Source organism: Nocardia sp. NPDC004168 (genome assembly GCF_040610355.1).
GTDB lineage: Bacteria > Actinomycetota > Actinomycetes > Mycobacteriales > Mycobacteriaceae > Nocardia > Nocardia sichangensis.
Window position 1 is genome coordinate 135,912 of sequence record NZ_JBEXME010000002.1, and the last position, 15,125, is coordinate 151,036.

Genomic DNA, 15,125 nt, shown 5'->3' on the forward strand with positions numbered 1-15,125 from the left:
CGTTTCGTCTCCATCAGATCGGCCTGTGGCCGCTTCGTGTTCGGCGGTTCTCACTTTCGCATGCCCCGTCCGTGATTCGCTGCTCGAGATTCTCGCCCCGAACCAGCCTGCATCGCTAGTCGTTCGTCCAGTGCTACGGGTTTTTACGCCTTCTTCACCCAGCCGGTTACGGTGGGGCCCATGACTTCCGCCGCGACCACGAAACCGACCGCGTTGATCACCGGCGCCAGTCGCGGCCTCGGCGCCGCGATCGCCAGGGAGCTCGCGCCGACCCACGACCTGCTGCTCGGCGCCCGGTCGGCGGAATCGCTGCGCGGCATCCTGACGGAGTTGCCCGACGCGCGGGGCTGGCCGGTCGAGTTGACCGACTACGCCGCCGTCGCCGCGGCGGTGGAGCCGATCCGGAGCCTGAACGTGCTGGTGCACAACGCGGGCATCGCCGATCTCGGCACGATCGCGGAATCCACCGTCGAGCAGTGGCGAAACACGTTGGAAGCCAACGTTATCGCGGTCGCCGAACTCACCCGGCTGCTGCTGCCCGCGCTGCGGGCGGGCCAGGGTCACGTGGTGCTGATCAACTCGGGCGCGGGGCTGCGCGCCAATGCGGGCTGGGCCTCCTACGCGGCGAGCAAGTTCGGCCTGCGCGCCTTCGGCGACGCGCTGCGCCAGGAGGAGCCGGAGCTGCGGGTGACCTCGATCCATCCGGGCCGAATCGACACCGATATGCAGCGGGCGATCATCGCGGGCGAGGGGCGCGAGTACCGGGCCGAGGACTTCCTCGCCCCCGAGACCGTGGCGTACACGGTGCGTTCCGCCATCGACACCCCGCGCGACGCGCACCCCACCGAGGTCGTGCTCCGGCCGTACTGATCCCGGAGTCACCCGGCGGCGCTCTTTCGGCCGAAGCGCTCGCTCGGCTGTCGGCGCGCACATCGCCGATGGCGTGTTCCGTCGGTACTGATCCCGTACGGGTCCGATGGCGCTGTATCGGCCCACGCGTTCCCCTCGCGACTGTCGCACGCACGTCGCCGATCGGCTTGTCGCCCGTGCGATCGACCTGCTGATCGACGGGGAGACGGGTGGCCACCGACCTGATGACGCGCTGTGGCTCACCGCCGTGCTCTCGTCCCTGTGATTTGCTCAACGGACCACGCGGGTTCAGGTTCCCGTCACGTTCGCTCGTTAGCGTCCGGCCCCATCCCCGAGGGTTCGTCGCGGGGAGGTTCGAGCGAGCAAGAGGGATCGGGTTGTGGACAGACGTCGCATGCTGGCGTTGCTGACAGCGGGCGCGGCGGTCGCGCTGACCGGATGCGCGGTGGCCGAGGGCGACCCGATCGACAGCGGTTCCGCGGGCGGCGTGCCCCGGCCACCCGCACCGCCGTTGTTGCCGCCTCCGCCCGGCGGACCGAAGACGCCGATCCCGGCAGGCACGATCACCGCGCTGCCGGGGCCGGGCAGCAGCATGGCGCTCACCGTGGACGACGGAGCCAGTCCCGAGGTCGTCGGCGCCTACATCCGATTCGCCAAGGACACCGGCGCGCGGTTCACCTTCTTCGTGACCGCCTACTACGACTCGTGGGCGATCCACCGGGACGCCTTGCGGCCCTTGGTCGAATCCGGGCAGATCCAGCTCGGCAACCACACCTGGGATCACCCGGATCTGACCAAACTGTCCGCGTCGGCCGTCGCCGGGCAGCTGGAGCGGGCGAAGACCTACCTGCGCCAGAACTTCGGGGTGGACGGCACCCCGTACTTCCGCCCGCCGTTCGGCAGGCACAACGCCACGGTCGACCGGGTGGCCGCCGACCTCGGCTACACCGTGCCCACCATGTGGTACGGCTCACTGTCCGATTCCGGTGTGATCACCGAGGAGTATCTGATCGAATGCGCGCGGCGGTATTTCCAGCCGCAGACGATCGTCATCGGGCACGCCAACGCGCCCGCCGTCACCCACTGCTACGGACAGCTGGTCGACATCATCAAGGAGCGCAACCTGTCCATGGTCACGCTCGACGACGTGCTGCTCCCACCGCGCTGACCCGCCGTCAGGCGACGATGTTCACCAGGCGCCCCGGCACCACGATCAGCTTGCGCGGCGCCTTCCCGTTGAGCAGCGCGTCGATCTTCTCGTCGGCCAGCGCCGCCGCCTCGATCGCCGCGTTGTCCGCGTCGGCCGCCACCTGAATCCGGCTGCGCACCTTGCCGTTCACCTGGATCGGGTACTCCACCGACTCCTCGACCAGCAGCGCCGGATCGGCGACCGGGAACGGGCCGTGCGCCAGCGAGGAGGTGTGACCCAGCCGGTCCCACAGCTCCTCGGCGATGTGCGGGGCCAGCGGCGCCAGCATCAGCACCAGCGGCTCCACCACCGAGCGCGGCGCGCCGTCCGGGTAGCTCTTGGTCAGGTGGTTGGTCAGCTCGATCAGCTTGGCGCCCGCCGTGTTGTCGCGCAGCGCGGCGAAATCCTCGTCCACGCCCGCGATCGTCTTGTGCAGCAGGCGCAACGTCTCCTCGCTCGCGGCGGCGTCGGTGACCCGCACCGCGCCGGTCTCCTCGTTCACCACCAGACGCCAGGCGCGTTGCAGGAACCGGTGCGCGCCGACGACGTCCTTGGTCGCCCACGGGCGCGAGGTGTCCAGCGGACCCATCGCCATCTCGTAGAAGCGGAAGGTGTCCGCGCCGTACAGATCGCACATCTCGTCCGGGGAGATGGCGTTCTTCAGTGACTTGCCGATCTTGCCGTACTCCTGGCGCACCTCGACCTCGGCGCCGGTGGGGTCGGTCCAGTAGAACTTGCCGTCGCGCTCGACCACCTCGGCGGCGGGCACGTACGCGCCGCGCTCGTCGGTGTAGGCGTGCGCCTGGATGTAGCCCTGGTTGAACAGCCGCCGGTACGGCTCGCTCGCGGACACGTCACCCAGATCGAACAGCACCTTCTGCCAGAAGCGGGCGTACAGCAGGTGCAGAACCGCGTGCTCGACGCCGCCGACGTACAGGTCGACGCCGCCCGGGTCGTTCGGCCCGCCGACGTCGGCGCGCGGGCCCAGCCAGTACGCCTCGTTCTCCTCGGCGCAGAACGTCTCGGTGTTCGTCGGGTCGGCGTAGCGGATCTCGTACCAGGAACTGCCCGCCCACTGCGGCATGACATTGGTGTCGCGGCGGTAGCGCTTCAGCCCGTCGCCGAGATCCAGCTCGACTTCCACCCAGTCGGTGGCCTTGGCCAGCGGAGGGGAGGGTTCGGAGTTCGCGTCGTCCGGATCGAAGGTCACCGGGGCGAAATCGTCCAGCTCCGGCAGCACCACCGGCAGCATGGATTCCGGCAGCGCGTGGGGTGCGCCCTTCTCGTCGTACACGATCGGGAACGGCTCGCCCCAATAGCGCTGGCGCGCGAACAACCAGTCGCGCAGCTTGTATTGGATGGTGTCCTTGCCGTGTCCGTCGGCCTCGAGCCGGGCGATCATCGCCGCTTTGGCCTCCTCGACGGACATGCCGTCGAGGTAATCGGAGTTCACCAGCGCGCCTTCGCCCGCGTGCGCGCCCTGCTCCAGGTCGCCGCCGCTGATCACCTCGATGATCGGCAGCCCGAGGACGGACGCGAATTCCCAGTCGCGGTGGTCGTGCCCGGGAACGGCCATGATGGCGCCGGTGCCGTAGCCGCTGAGCACGTAGTCGGCGATGAAGATCGGCACGGCCGCGCCGTTGGCCGGGTTGATCGCGTGATTGCCCAGGAAGACGCCGGTCTTCTCCTTGTTCTCCTGACGCTCCAAATCCGACTTGGCCGCGATCGACTTGCGGTAGGCCGCCACGGCTTCGGCCGGTGTGGCGGCGCCCTCGTTGGTCCACCTGGGGTCGGTGCCCGCAGGCCACGCGGCGGCGGTCAGCTTGTCGACCAGCTCGTGTTCCGGCGCGAGCACCACATAGGTGGCGCCGAACAAGGTGTCGGGGCGGGTGGTGAAGACCTCGATCTGCTCGCCGTCGGCGTCGAACTTCACCTGCGCGCCCCGGGATCGTCCGATCCAGTTGCGCTGCATGGCCTTGACGTTCTCCGGCCAGTCCAGCCGGTCCAGGTCGTCGACCAGGCGGTCGGAATAGGCGGTGATGCGCATCATCCACTGCCGCAAGTGCTTACGGAACACCGGGAAGTTGCCGCGTTCGCTGCGGCCGTCGGCGGTGACCTCCTCGTTCGCCAGCACGGTACCCAGGCCAGGGCACCAGTTGACCATCGAATCGGTCTGGTACACCAGGCGATACGAGTCCAGCAGCGCGCCGCGCTCGGCGGGCGGCATCGTGTCCCAGGACTTGCCCTCCGGCACGGCCCGTGCGCCGGACGCGAACTCGGCCGCCAGCTCGGCGATCGGGCGGGCCCGGTTCAGCTCCGTGTCGTACCAAGCGTTGTAGATCCGCAGGAAGATCCACTGTGTCCAGCGGTAGTACTCCGGATCGGTGGTCGCGAACGAGCGACGCCGGTCGTGGCCGAGCCCGAGGCGGTCCAGCTGACGCTGCATGGTGGCGATGTTCGACTCGGTGGTGTCGCGCGGGTGCGCGCCGGTCTGTACCGCGTACTGCTCGGCGGGCAGGCCGAACGCGTCGTAGCCGAGGGCGTGCAGCACGTTGCGCCCGTGCATGCGGTGGTAGCGGGCGAAGACGTCCGTGGCGATGTAGCCGAGCGGATGTCCGACGTGCAGGCCCGCGCCGGACGGGTACGGGAACATGTCCTGGATGAACAGCTTGTCGGCCGGTGTCGGACCGGCCAGCGGTCCCACCGGGTTCGGCGCGTGGAAGGTTCCGCGTTCGTCCCACGTCCGCTGCCACCGGCTCTCGATGCGGCCGGCAAGCTCCGCGTTGTACCGGTGCTCAGGTACATCGCTTTCGGTTGCGCGTGTGTCTTGCACGGTCCTGCCTTCTTGTGGTCGCCGATCCCCGACAAACTTCGTCTATCAGGGTAGAACGTCGCATCGGCAGGACCGAAAATCGGGCTGGCCTGCGGTTGCGGCCGGGTTCGCCGGACGAGGCGCCCGTCGGCGGGCGCGGGGCACCGATGCGCTAGCCTGCATGGGTGTTCGTCGTCGCTCTCGTCCTGTTCGTGCTGGCTGTCGTGGCCGTCGCAACCGGAGCACTCGGGCTGACCGGCCGGTTGCCCCGGAATCGTTTCTTCGGTGTCCACACCGAGGCCGCGCTGTCCACGGACGAGACGTTCCGCGTCGCCAACCGGGTCGCCGCTCCCACCTCGATCGCGGCCGGGGCGCTGCTGTTCGCCGGTGGTCTCGTCGGGCTGGCCGCGGGCGGCTTCGTCGCGCTGGCCGTCGCGGCCTGCGCCGCCGTCGTCGCCCTGTTCACCCTCGGCGCCGGTGCGAACGCCGCCGCGCAGGCGGCCGAAGCCATCGCCCCGCCGCCGCAGACCGGTGGTTGCGGCAACTCCTGCGGCGCCTGCTCGCTCCGCGACGCCTGCCAGCCCGCGAGCTGAGGCCCATCACCCCGCGTCGGCGCACTCCGGCGGCGGGACGCTGCGGGACAACGGACTGTCGACCGGCGTGAAGTAGAGCACACACAGCAATACCGGCACCGTTCCGAGATTGCGCGCCACGTGCGGGTAGCGCGGCCCGCTCGGTTCCCGGAAGATCCGCGGGCGCCGGTAGGTGACCGGCGCGCAGTCCGCACCGGGATGATCCAGCGTCCCCCGCGCGACCAGCACGAACAATGTCCCGTCGTGGTAGTGCCACCCGCTGCTGCCACCCGGCTCGATGAGCGTCTGGCGCAGCACGACCGCCCACCGTCCCAGAGCGAACCGGAACAGGACCCTACTGGCCGTCCCATGAGCGGGCGCCGCGTTCACCTCGAAATCGGACCACACGCTTCGATCGAACCACTCTCCGCGCCGGGGTCCACTCGATCCGGCCGAGACACGTGCGCCGCGCTCGGCGATCCGATGCGGGGCGACATCAGCAACGACCGGTCTCCGGACTGCGAACCGCAAGCGGGACGCGAACGCACACGCTCCCCAGAGCCACTCCGATCAGGTCGTCACGCGCGGTGGATCGGCGGTGAGGGCCTGGAGTACCGCGTCGTCGGACGCCGGGTCGCCGACGGCGATGCGTGCGCTGCCGTCGGCGTAGGACTTCGCGGCTATGCCCGCGCGCCGCAGCGCCGTGTTCGCACCAGGGCCGGGTACGTACAGGAAGTTCGCGTGGCTTTCCGGTATCGCGAATCCATGAGCCAGTAGTGCGCTGCGGAGTGCGTCGCGCCTTTCGGCGATGCGCAGGGTGCGCGCGGCGAGTTCGGGTGCGGCGGCGTACGAGGCGGCGACCGCGGCCACCGCCGCCGCGCCCATCCCGAAGGGCAATTGCAGTGTGCCGATTCGCGCGATCAACTCGGTCCGGCCGAAGGCGTAGCCGATACGCAGCCCGGCCAAGCCGTACGCCTTCGAAAAGGTACGTAGCACAACAAGGTTGGGATGCTTCGCGATCAGCGCCCGTGGGTCGACGTATGCGGTGGCGCCGAGGAATTCGACGTACGCCTCGTCCAGAACGACCGGGACCCGGCTGGGAACGTCGGACAGGAATGCCTTCAGATCGTCGGCCGGGATGACCGTTCCGGTGGGATTGTGCGGACGGCACACCACGATCAGCGCGGTGCGACGGTCGACGGCCCGCCGCATCGCCCGCAGATCCTGGTTCCCCGCCGAATCCAGCGGCACCGGCACCGCGGTGACGCCGGCCATCTCGGCCATGATCGGATACCCGTCGAACGTCGGTGCGCTGTAGACGATCTCGTCTCCCGGCGTGGTCAGGGTCTGCAAGATCTGCAGTGCCACGCCGGTCGCCCCCGACCCGACCACCACTTGGTCCGCCCCTACACCGAGGTGCTGGGCGATCAGCGTCGGCAGGCGGCGCGGCAGGAACTCCGGGTATCGATTGGCCTGAGCCAGCGTCATGTGCACGGCTCGCAACACCGAAGGCAGCGGCGGGAACGGATTCTCGCTCAGAGCGAGGTCGAAGCGGGGTGGCACCCGGTGCGTCCGATACCGGTGCGACGGCCGGGTGCCGTCGACGACGCGCACGCTCATCGCGCGGCTCCCCAGCGGACGGCGGCCGCGCCCGCGAAGTCGCCCGCGTGCGCGAACGCCGACATCAGGACCAGCGATCCGTTGGGCAGCCGTCCCGCCCGGTTCTCCACGTCCAGGGTCACCGGAATGCCTGCGGCGAACAGGTTTCCGCAGGAATCGAAGGTGTCGGGGTGACGGTGCGGCGGGAGCTCCAGCGCGTCGTGCCAGTTGCGCAGGAACAGCCGGTTCGGCTGGTTGGTGACGAACGTGTCGACGTCGCGTCCCCGCACGCCGATCCGATCGCATACCGCCAGGGCGACTTCCGGAACGAGCCGATTGCCCCTGGCGAACACCTTGGTGATCTTGGACTCGGTGAAGCTGACGCAGCCCTGGCCCTCGCCCGGCTCCCAGTACTTGCGCTCGCCGTTGGTGGAGAAGTCCATGTCGCCGGCGAATTCGGGATAGGTCCGGCATTCGATGTCGAGAATCGGCGCGCTGTCGTCCTTGCGGAGCAGTCCGACACCGCAGCCGTCACCGGGCACCGGAGCCTGCGCCAGCTTGCGGATATCGGTCTGGGTGAACACCGGTCCCGCGCAGTTCTGGGTCGCCGCGATCAGCGCGGTGCGGGCGGGCGTGGTCTGCAGGATCATCCGGGCCATCGCCATCATGTGCACGAACGCCGCACACCCGCCGTTGTGCACGTCGTAGACGTACGAGGGACGGATGCCGAGCCGTCGCGCCACCTCGGGCCCGCAGCCGAGCACCGGATTGTCCGGCAGTTGGGTGTGCGTGATCAAGACGTCGACCTCGGCGATCGCGTCGGCGCCGTTGCGTTCGATCAGCGGTGCGACGGCGCGCTCGACCATGTCGACCGCGGTCTCGTCGCGCGCGACGTGGTGGCGGCCCTTGGGCGAGCGGAACATGACGTTCTTCGCCATCCGGTCCGAGCGCGAGAACTGGGTGAAGTACTCGGTGCCGACCGGCTCGCCCGGTAGGTACGAGGCCACGTCGACGAGACTGACCTCAGGGAGATGTTGTTGCGTGGTGGTCACTCGAGCCTCACTTCATCCAGTCGGGCTTGATCGGCAGGCCGTGCGCGGCCCGGTACTCGCAGATGGCTTTGAGGTTGTCCATCTCCAGCTGATGCCCCGCCGAGAACATCTCCCAGAAGTCGCCGACCCACACCGGCCGGTTCGGGGGAGCGGACTCCGGATACGGGTTGTCGTCGTAGAAGGGGTGCTTGCAGTTGACCCACAACACCACCGAACCCGGCTTGTGGAACACCAATTGCGCGTCGACCACGCGCAGCAGGTAGATCATCCACAGGTGTTGTCCCTGGTCCCAGGCACAGTGGTAGTCGACGGTCATGGCGTCGGGGTTGGCGACGGTGCGGGTGAAGATCTCGGTCTCCGAGCCCAGCCGGTCATAGGCCAGCCAGAGTCCGGGTTCGTCGGTCTCCACGAACCCGCGCAGGCTGTAGGTCCACTCCTCCAGCGACCTGGTGTCGGCGAGGTATTCGTAGACCTCGCGCGGCGGCGCGTCGATGTACGCCTGCACCGGACAGTATTCGCCGAAGATCTGCTCGTGCGGATACACCGACCGCAGCATGTCCATGATGATCGGCGTGGTCGCGTCTTTGTCGGAGTTCTCGATGCGGAGCACGCCGGGCACGGCCTGTTCCGGAATATCGCTGAGGGCGGGGAGGGAACTGGTGGTCACGGTGATACTCCTTCGGGTAGGCGTCGGCGGGCGCCGCCGCGTGGGGTTCATCGAAGATCGCGGGATTGCTCCACGGCGTTAATGAAGGGCAGGAACGGAGGAATCTCGTCGGGATCGCATTCGATCGAAAGGAACGACGGTCCTTCGGTTTCCAGGCAGCGACGCAGTGTGGCGGCGAGCTCGCCGACGGTGCGCACCGAGAACGCGGGCAGACCGGGGAACATCGCGGCGATGCCCGCGCCGAGGTCGGCCGGGCGGAATCGGTTGAAGCTGTAGCGGTCCTGGTAATACAGCTGCTCCCTGGTCACGCACATGGCGTGCGCGTTGTTGTTCAACACGACGAAGGTGACCGGAAGGGCGTGCTCGATCGCGGTGTGCAACTCCATGCCGTGCATGTAGAACGAGCCGTCACCCGCGATGACCACCGTCCGCCGGACACCGTCGGTCCGCGCATGCCGCGCGAACGCGGACCCGATGCCCGCGCCGAAGGCGTAACCCATTCCGCCCATCCCGAGGGCGACCACGAACCGCCCGTCCCGCGGCACCCTGAGGTGGTGCACGACCGACGCGCCGGTGTTGCCCGCGTCGGCGAACACGTCGGTGCCCTCCGGCAATGCGGCATCGATCGTCTCGACCACATCCCGGTACCGCAGACCGGGGCCCGAGGAGTCGGGCACCCGCAGCGAAGTCAGCGGTTGCGTCGCGTGCACGCGTTCGGATCCGGTACTGCCGTCGTCCAATTCGTCGGCGAGCTCGGCGAGTGTTCGCGACAGGTCGGTACTGGTCGCATGGATGGCGGGCAGATACGGTGGCGCCACGCCGATGCTCGCGACGGTTCGCTCGGCGAGCGCGGCCTCCGAGCCGGCGCGGGTGGTGACCGGCAATCGGGTGCCGACCAGCAAGCACAGGGCCGAGGACCGGATGGCCGCCGCCAGTTCCGGGTGCCCCATGGTGCCCGCGACGCCGCAGAAGGCGGGATCGGCGTTGTCGTAGACGTCCTTCGCGTCCGGCGCGACGCCCACCGCGGCATCCAAGGCGGTGGCGAGGCGGGCAAGCTCGTCGCGCGCGTCGTCGCGCGCGACCTGATCGCCCGCGATGATCACGATCTTCCCGGTGTGCCGGGCCGTGGCGAGCGCGGCGCGAACACGAGCGAGTCCGGCCCGGTCGGACCGATGTGTCCTGGCGGCGGGACAGAGCGGCGCGATAGGGCCCGCGTCGGCCTGCTGCACGTCTTTGGGCAGCAGCAGCACCGCCGGGCCGCCCCGGCGGGCGGCCTGCACCGCTCTATCCAGCCGATCCGCCAGGTCGGCAGCGGTTTCCACCCGTGCGCAATAGGTGCTGACCGCGCCGAACAGACGGACCGCATCGATGGCGCCCGCGCGTCCGCTGGTGTCCTGGAAGGCGCCGTTGCCCTCCAGCGCGGTCGGGGGCTGCCCGACCAGGGCGAGTACCGGTACCCGCGACGCGAACGATTCGGCGAGCCCGGCGACGAGATTCATCGCGCCGCCGCCGGAGGTCGCCGCGACCACGCCCAATCCGCCTGTGCCACGGGCATATCCGTCGGCCATGGTCGCCGCGGAGAACTCGTGTTTCGCGACCACGCCGGTGACGTGGTCCGGCGCATCGAAGATCGCGTCGTACAGGTCCTCGATATTGGCGCCGTCCACTCCGAAGATGTGTCGCACGCCCAACGCCGAAACCGCTTGCACCAGATGGTCCACGACTCGAGTCCGCATCCGCACTCCCTTCCGCTGACGAAATTTCGACTGCGTACACGAGTGATACGGACCTGGTCGCCGAACGGTTCAACGGCGGAGCAGAAGATGTGCCGACCAACCTTGCGTGTACGTATACATCTACGTATAGTTGGGACATGCCCAACAAGACGATCTACGTGGCCGATGACGACCTCCCGCTCTTCCAGCGCGCGCAGGAGTTGGTCGGCGGCAACCTCTCGGGGGCGGTGGTCACGGCGCTGCGCCGGTTCATCGAACTCGAGGAGGGGCGGCTGGAGGGCTATGACGAGATCGTGCTCAAGGTCGGTCGCGATGGTGTGCGACAGGTCCGCTTCTCCGGGACCCTGCTAGGGGAGTGGCACGAGGTGAACGATACGCGCATCGAGCACGTCCAGGTGTATCGCAGCCGCAAGGGCAAATTCGTGATGCACGCCCAGTATTCGAACTGGGACGAGTATCCCGCCGAGGCGGGCACGAATTGGCTCAAGGACTGGCGAGACCCGAAAAGCTGGCGGCGTTTGCTCGGCGTCGGGCAGCAGGACTGGGGTGACTTCATCTTCGTCGTGGTGGATTCCCTCGACGAGTTGAAGGACCGACTGCCCGACAAGCTCTACCGGCGGGTGGTCGACGTGGCCGAAGGGCCGAAGATCGAGGACCTGGATATCTAACCGCCGCAACCGAATCGACTGACGCCGCGCCCCAAAAGGGGAGCGGCGTGGATAACACATGCTCATATGCGCATAGTGAAATGTATGTCAGAAAGGAAAGACCATGGTGAACGGCCATCGCGTGCCCGCCGTCTCGGTGCGCGGCCTGCGGAAATCGTTCGGCGAGCAAGTCGTGCTCGACGGGATAGACCTCACCGTCCCGGAGGGAACGGTCTTCTCGCTGCTCGGGCCGAACGGCGCGGGCAAGACCACCACCGTGCAGATCCTGACCACACTGATCCCTCCCGACGCGGGCGAAATCCGGGTGGGCGGCCATGATCTCACCGCCGAGCGCAAGCAGGTGCGCGCGCAGATCGGCGTGACCGGGCAGTTCTCGGCGGTCGATGAACTGCTCACCGGCCGGGAGAACCTGCTGCTGATGGGCGATCTGCATCATCTGTCCCGGCGGGACAACCGCGGGCTGGCGGCGGATCTGCTGGAGCGCTTCGACTTGGTCGACGCGGCGGACAAGACGGCGTCCACCTATTCCGGCGGCATGACCAGGCGCCTCGATCTGGCCATGACGCTGGTCGGCGATCCGCGCATCATCTTCCTCGACGAGCCGACCACCGGGCTCGATCCACGCAGCAGGCGCGCGATCTGGGACATCATCCGCGGGCTGGTCGACGATTACCGCGTCACGGTCTTCCTCACCACCCAGTATCTGGAGGAGGCCGACCAGCTCGCCGATCGCATCGCGGTGCTCGACCGGGGCAAGCTCGTCGCCGAAGGCACCGCGGCGGAGTTGAAGCGGCTGGTGCCGGGCGGCCACATCCGTCTGGAATTCGCCGATCGAGCCGCCTTGACCGCGGCGGCCGACGCGCTCGGCGCCGTGGCCCCGCCGCCGGACGACGACGAGGACCTCACCCTCGCGGTGCCCAGCGACGGCGGCGTGAAATCCCTGCGCGCCGTGCTGGACCGGCTCGACGACGAGCGAATCGAGGTCGAGGGCCTCGCCGTGCACACCCCCAACCTCGACGACGTCTTCCTCACCCTCACCGGCCACCCCACTACCGAAAAGGAACCCGTGCGATGAGCATGTCCTACGCCCTCGCCGACTCGGCGACCATGCTGCGGCGCAATCTCGTGCGTGCCAAGCGCTATCCGAGCATGACCTTCGGCGTCATCGTGATGCCGACGGTGCTGTTGCTGGTGTTCAACTTCGTCTTCGGTGGCGCGCTGGAGAAGTCGTCCGGCGGAAACTACATCGACTATCTCGCGCCGGGCATGCTGCTGATGATTCCGGCGTACATGACGGTCTCGGTCGCGGTGGCGGTCGCCACCGACACGACCAAGGGCATCGTGAACCGGTTCCGCACCATGGACATCGCGCAGTCGGCCATGCTGACCGGTCACGTGGTCGGCGCGCTGATCCAGGCGTTGATCGGCATCGCCGCGATGGCGGGCGTCGCACTGCTCATCGGCTTCCGCCCGAACGCGAACCCGGTCGAGTGGCTCGCCGTGTTCGCGCTGCTCGCGTCGGTGATGTTCGCGCTCACCTGGCTGTCGGTGGCGCTCGGCCTGCTCGCGCCGACCCCTGAGAGCGCAAGCAACTCGCCCTTTCCGCTGGTGATGCTGCCGTTCCTCGGCAGCGGCCTGGTCGCCACCGACACCATGCCCGCCGGGTTGCGTCAGTTCGCCGAATACCAGCCCTTCACGCCGTTCACCGAGACCATCCGCGGCCTGCTGATGGGCACCGAGATCGGCGCCAACGGGATCATCTCGCTCGCCTGGTGCGTCGGGCTCGCGGCGGTCGGGTACCTGTGGTCGTCCTCGATCTTCCGGCGGCAGACGCGCTGAACCGGTCGCCGACGCAGAGATCCCCCGCGGGCAGCGCCTGGCGGGGGATCGCTCGTCGCTCAGACCGTGCCGGTGAGCAGAACCTTCCCGGTATTCGCCGCGCGGATCTCGACCGAGCGGACCTGGTCGGGCGGGCCCTCGATGGTCTGATCGATGGTCAGCTCGGTGCCGGGGCTCGCGGGCCACTGGCCGAGCTGCTGCTGCAGTCCGTTGATCCGGGTGGCGTACAGCACGAGATTCGGGTTGTAGGGCAATGGCTCGCCGGGGGGATAGCTGCAGGTCATCACGAGTCGTGTCTGGTCACCCGCCGGGATGAGCTTGAAGCTCGCCGAGACCGGAGTCGGCTCGACCGGCGTCATCTGACGTTCGGCGAACGCCTGCTCGCTGGTGCCCGGCCCCGGCGCGTTGTGCGTTCCGGACACCGTGACCGCGATCGGAACCGCGATCGCCACCGCGGCCGCGGCCGAGGCCAGCGCGATGCCGACCGACGCCCACCCGCTGCGGCGGCGCCGCCGCTCGGCCGCGTCGGCCAACCGCGATGGCGGCGGGAACTCGGGCATCGGCGGCGGCGGTGGTTCCGGCGCGGCGTGCGCGGGCGGCTCGATCATCGTCGTCGCGATGTCGGCATCCACGAGGGCGAGCATGCCGGGCAAGCCCGCCAGCTCGGCCACGGACGCCCGACAGTCGGGGCAGCTCGAGAGGTGGCTCTCGTACTGCAAACGCTCGTGGCGGGTCAGGGACCCGAGCACGTACGGGGCGTCCCACGTGCTGAAATCGTCGGTGATATCTGTCACTGGTTTGTCACCCCCATCTCCTGTAATGCCAGGCGCAATGCGCGCATGCCGTAATGCATCCGGGACTTCACCGTGCCCGCGGGTACGTCGAGTTCCTCGGCGATCTGGTGGGTCGACAGTCCCCGGTAGTAGGCCCGCACGATCACCTCGCGATGATCGGCGCTGAGCCTGCCGAGCGCGTCGGCGACCAGCCAGCCGTCCAGCGCGCGGTCGGACTGGTCCGGGGTCGCCCGCTCGGGCGGGTTGTCGGTGCGGAACTCGCGCCTGCTGCGGGCGCTGCGGTGCTCATCCACGGCGAGATTGCGCGCCACGGTGAACAACCACGCCCGCGCCGACGTGGTGGACTGATCCAAGACGTTCGGGCGTTGCCATGCTCGCAGCAACGTTTCCTGCACGATGTCCTCTGCCCGTCCCGGGTCCCGAACCAGGCCGAGCGTGTACCGCCACAACGGGGTGGCGTGTTCGCGATAGAGAGCCCGCATCAATTCGGATTGATCGTCGGGCTGTCCCGTCTCGCCACGTTTCTTGCGCACAACTGGATACCTCTCCGCTCGAGTTGCGGGGCCGGTCGGTGGGCGCACCCGATGCGTCACCCATGCTTTCGCCGGTTCAGTTGTCGTGTCTCATGCCGTGTCTCCTTCGATCCTTTCGAGGAGTACACGTGCTCAGTTGCGTTCGAGTTCAATCGGGTGTGTCGCGAGCAGGGACAGCGGGAGCGGCTGGCGGCGCAGCACGTGCGCCCACAGGTCGGGGCGGCCGGTGCTGATCGGATCGGACGGCAGGGCCGATACCACGATCCAGTCGTCGTTCTCCAACTCGCCCTCCAGCTGCCCGAAGGTCCAGCCGGCGTAACCCGCGAAGATCCGGATGCCCTCGACCAGTGGGCCGACCCGCTCGGGGTCGGCGTCCAGGTCGACCAGCACGACGCGTCCGTCGATGCGGCGCAGCCCGGGGACACCATCGATCCGGGCGCCCACCCGGACCGTGCCCAGGCACAGCGCGGCGTCCCGTTTCACCGGGCCGCCGATGAACAGCGTGCGTGGGGCCGCGACCGCGTCGGTCCAGCGCGGCAGCACCTCGTGCACGGCCGTGTCGCTCGGGCGGTTCAGCACGACGCCGAGACTGCCCGCCTCGTTGTGCTCGATGATGTAGACGACGGTGCGCCGGAAGGTCGGCTCGACCAGTTCGGTGGCCGACACCAGCAGCGTCCCGGCACGAACCACCTGCTCACCGTGCCGGAAATCGCGTCGCCTGCGGTCGCCGTGCCCGCCGCGAGTCTTCCGATCGTCCGGGTCTTCTGCGCGTGCCACTCCGACATCATCGCAGC

General features: G+C 68.6%; 15 protein-coding genes. 6 read left to right on the forward strand and 9 right to left on the reverse strand.

The window, feature by feature from the left end; genetic code table 11:
* Window positions 1-180: 180 nt before the first annotated feature.
* Window positions 181-870 (forward strand): SDR family oxidoreductase, encoded by a 690-nt coding sequence (locus ABZW96_RS04385; RefSeq protein WP_355071275.1) that lies wholly within the window; start codon window positions 181-183, stop codon window positions 868-870.
* A 394-nt stretch (window positions 871-1,264) separates the two neighbouring features.
* A complete protein-coding gene (locus ABZW96_RS04390) occupies window positions 1,265-2,038 on the forward strand; it encodes a polysaccharide deacetylase family protein (RefSeq protein WP_355072079.1) in 774 nt (257 codons plus the stop codon).
* 7 nt (window positions 2,039-2,045) lie between these two features.
* Here the strand turns inward: ABZW96_RS04390 and leuS are convergent, their stop codons facing one another.
* Window positions 2,046-4,892, reverse strand: coding sequence for a leucine--tRNA ligase (gene leuS / locus ABZW96_RS04395; RefSeq protein ID WP_355071276.1), 2,847 nt, complete (start codon window positions 4,890-4,892; stop codon window positions 2,046-2,048).
* Window positions 4,893-5,056: 164 nt separating this feature from the next.
* On the opposite strand from leuS, the gene ABZW96_RS04400 reads away from it, so the two are divergent.
* Window positions 5,057-5,464 (forward strand): SdpI family protein, encoded by a 408-nt coding sequence (locus ABZW96_RS04400; RefSeq protein WP_355071278.1) that lies wholly within the window; start codon window positions 5,057-5,059, stop codon window positions 5,462-5,464.
* Window positions 5,465-5,470: 6 nt separating this feature from the next.
* Here ABZW96_RS04400 and ABZW96_RS04405 read toward each other — a convergent pair whose 3' ends face one another.
* The 5 genes from ABZW96_RS04405 to ABZW96_RS04425 form a co-directional block, all read right to left on the reverse strand.
* Window positions 5,471-5,851 carry a hypothetical protein gene (locus tag ABZW96_RS04405; RefSeq protein WP_355071280.1) on the reverse strand — a complete coding sequence of 127 codons (381 nt, stop codon included), beginning with the start codon at window positions 5,849-5,851 and terminating at the stop codon, window positions 5,471-5,473.
* A 162-nt stretch (window positions 5,852-6,013) separates the two neighbouring features.
* Window positions 6,014-7,063 (reverse strand): aminotransferase class I/II-fold pyridoxal phosphate-dependent enzyme, encoded by a 1,050-nt coding sequence (locus ABZW96_RS04410; protein ID WP_355071282.1) that lies wholly within the window; start codon window positions 7,061-7,063, stop codon window positions 6,014-6,016.
* Complete coding sequence (locus tag ABZW96_RS04415; protein WP_355071284.1) at window positions 7,060-8,094, reverse strand: 3-oxoacyl-[acyl-carrier-protein] synthase III C-terminal domain-containing protein; 1,035 nt, start codon at window positions 8,092-8,094, stop codon at window positions 7,060-7,062. The genes ABZW96_RS04410 and ABZW96_RS04415 overlap by 4 nt, the downstream gene beginning before the upstream one ends.
* Window positions 8,095-8,101: 7 nt before the next feature.
* Entirely contained in the window at window positions 8,102-8,761 is a 660-nt protein-coding gene (locus ABZW96_RS04420) for an SRPBCC family protein (protein WP_355071286.1), read from the reverse strand.
* 47 nt (window positions 8,762-8,808) lie between these two features.
* On the reverse strand, window positions 8,809-10,497 hold the full coding sequence (locus ABZW96_RS04425; protein ID WP_355071288.1) for a thiamine pyrophosphate-binding protein: 1,689 nt from the start codon (window positions 10,495-10,497) through the stop codon (window positions 8,809-8,811).
* A 137-nt stretch (window positions 10,498-10,634) separates the two neighbouring features.
* Here ABZW96_RS04425 and ABZW96_RS04430 point away from each other — a divergent pair, with 137 nt between their 5' ends.
* From ABZW96_RS04430 to ABZW96_RS04440, 3 genes are all read left to right on the forward strand, one after another.
* Window positions 10,635-11,165 (forward strand): EXLDI protein, encoded by a 531-nt coding sequence (locus tag ABZW96_RS04430; protein WP_355071290.1) that lies wholly within the window; start codon window positions 10,635-10,637, stop codon window positions 11,163-11,165.
* A gap of 103 nt (window positions 11,166-11,268) precedes the next feature.
* A complete protein-coding gene (locus ABZW96_RS04435) occupies window positions 11,269-12,240 on the forward strand; it encodes an ATP-binding cassette domain-containing protein (protein ID WP_355071291.1) in 972 nt (323 codons plus the stop codon).
* Window positions 12,237-13,004: an ABC transporter permease gene (locus tag ABZW96_RS04440; RefSeq protein WP_355071293.1), complete on the forward strand. Its 768-nt coding sequence runs from the start codon at window positions 12,237-12,239 to the stop codon at window positions 13,002-13,004. The genes ABZW96_RS04435 and ABZW96_RS04440 overlap by 4 nt, the downstream gene beginning before the upstream one ends.
* A 59-nt stretch (window positions 13,005-13,063) precedes the next feature.
* On the opposite strand, the gene ABZW96_RS04445 is transcribed toward ABZW96_RS04440, so the two are convergent.
* The 3 genes from ABZW96_RS04445 to ABZW96_RS04455 form a co-directional block, all read right to left on the reverse strand.
* Window positions 13,064-13,798 carry a zf-HC2 domain-containing protein gene (locus ABZW96_RS04445; RefSeq protein ID WP_355071295.1) on the reverse strand — a complete coding sequence of 245 codons (735 nt, stop codon included), beginning with the start codon at window positions 13,796-13,798 and terminating at the stop codon, window positions 13,064-13,066.
* Window positions 13,795-14,331, reverse strand: a complete 537-nt coding sequence (locus ABZW96_RS04450) for a sigma-70 family RNA polymerase sigma factor (RefSeq protein ID WP_355071297.1) — start codon at window positions 14,329-14,331, stop codon at window positions 13,795-13,797. Before ABZW96_RS04450 ends, ABZW96_RS04445 begins: the two co-directional genes overlap by 4 nt.
* A 132-nt stretch (window positions 14,332-14,463) precedes the next feature.
* Entirely contained in the window at window positions 14,464-15,108 is a 645-nt protein-coding gene (locus ABZW96_RS04455; protein ID WP_039803016.1) for a YqgE/AlgH family protein, read from the reverse strand.
* Window positions 15,109-15,125 lie beyond the last annotated feature (17 nt).

Bases quoted from the DNA above. Each gene is read 5' to 3' on its own strand.
- ABZW96_RS04385 (WP_355071275.1), top strand. From the start codon at position 181: ATGACTTCCGCCGCGACCACGAAACCGACCGCGTTGATCACCGGCGCC.
- ABZW96_RS04390 (WP_355072079.1), top strand. From the start codon at position 1,265: ATGCTGGCGTTGCTGACAGCGGGCGCGGCGGTCGCGCTGACCGGATGC.
- ABZW96_RS04410 (WP_355071282.1), bottom strand. From the start codon at position 7,063: ATGAGCGTGCGCGTCGTCGACGGCACCCGGCCGTCGCACCGGTATCGG.
- ABZW96_RS04425 (WP_355071288.1), bottom strand. From the start codon at position 10,497: ATGCGGACTCGAGTCGTGGACCATCTGGTGCAAGCGGTTTCGGCGTTG.
- ABZW96_RS04430 (WP_355071290.1), top strand. From the start codon at position 10,635: ATGCCCAACAAGACGATCTACGTGGCCGATGACGACCTCCCGCTCTTC.
- ABZW96_RS04435 (WP_355071291.1), top strand. From the start codon at position 11,269: ATGGTGAACGGCCATCGCGTGCCCGCCGTCTCGGTGCGCGGCCTGCGG.
- ABZW96_RS04440 (WP_355071293.1), top strand. From the start codon at position 12,237: ATGAGCATGTCCTACGCCCTCGCCGACTCGGCGACCATGCTGCGGCGC.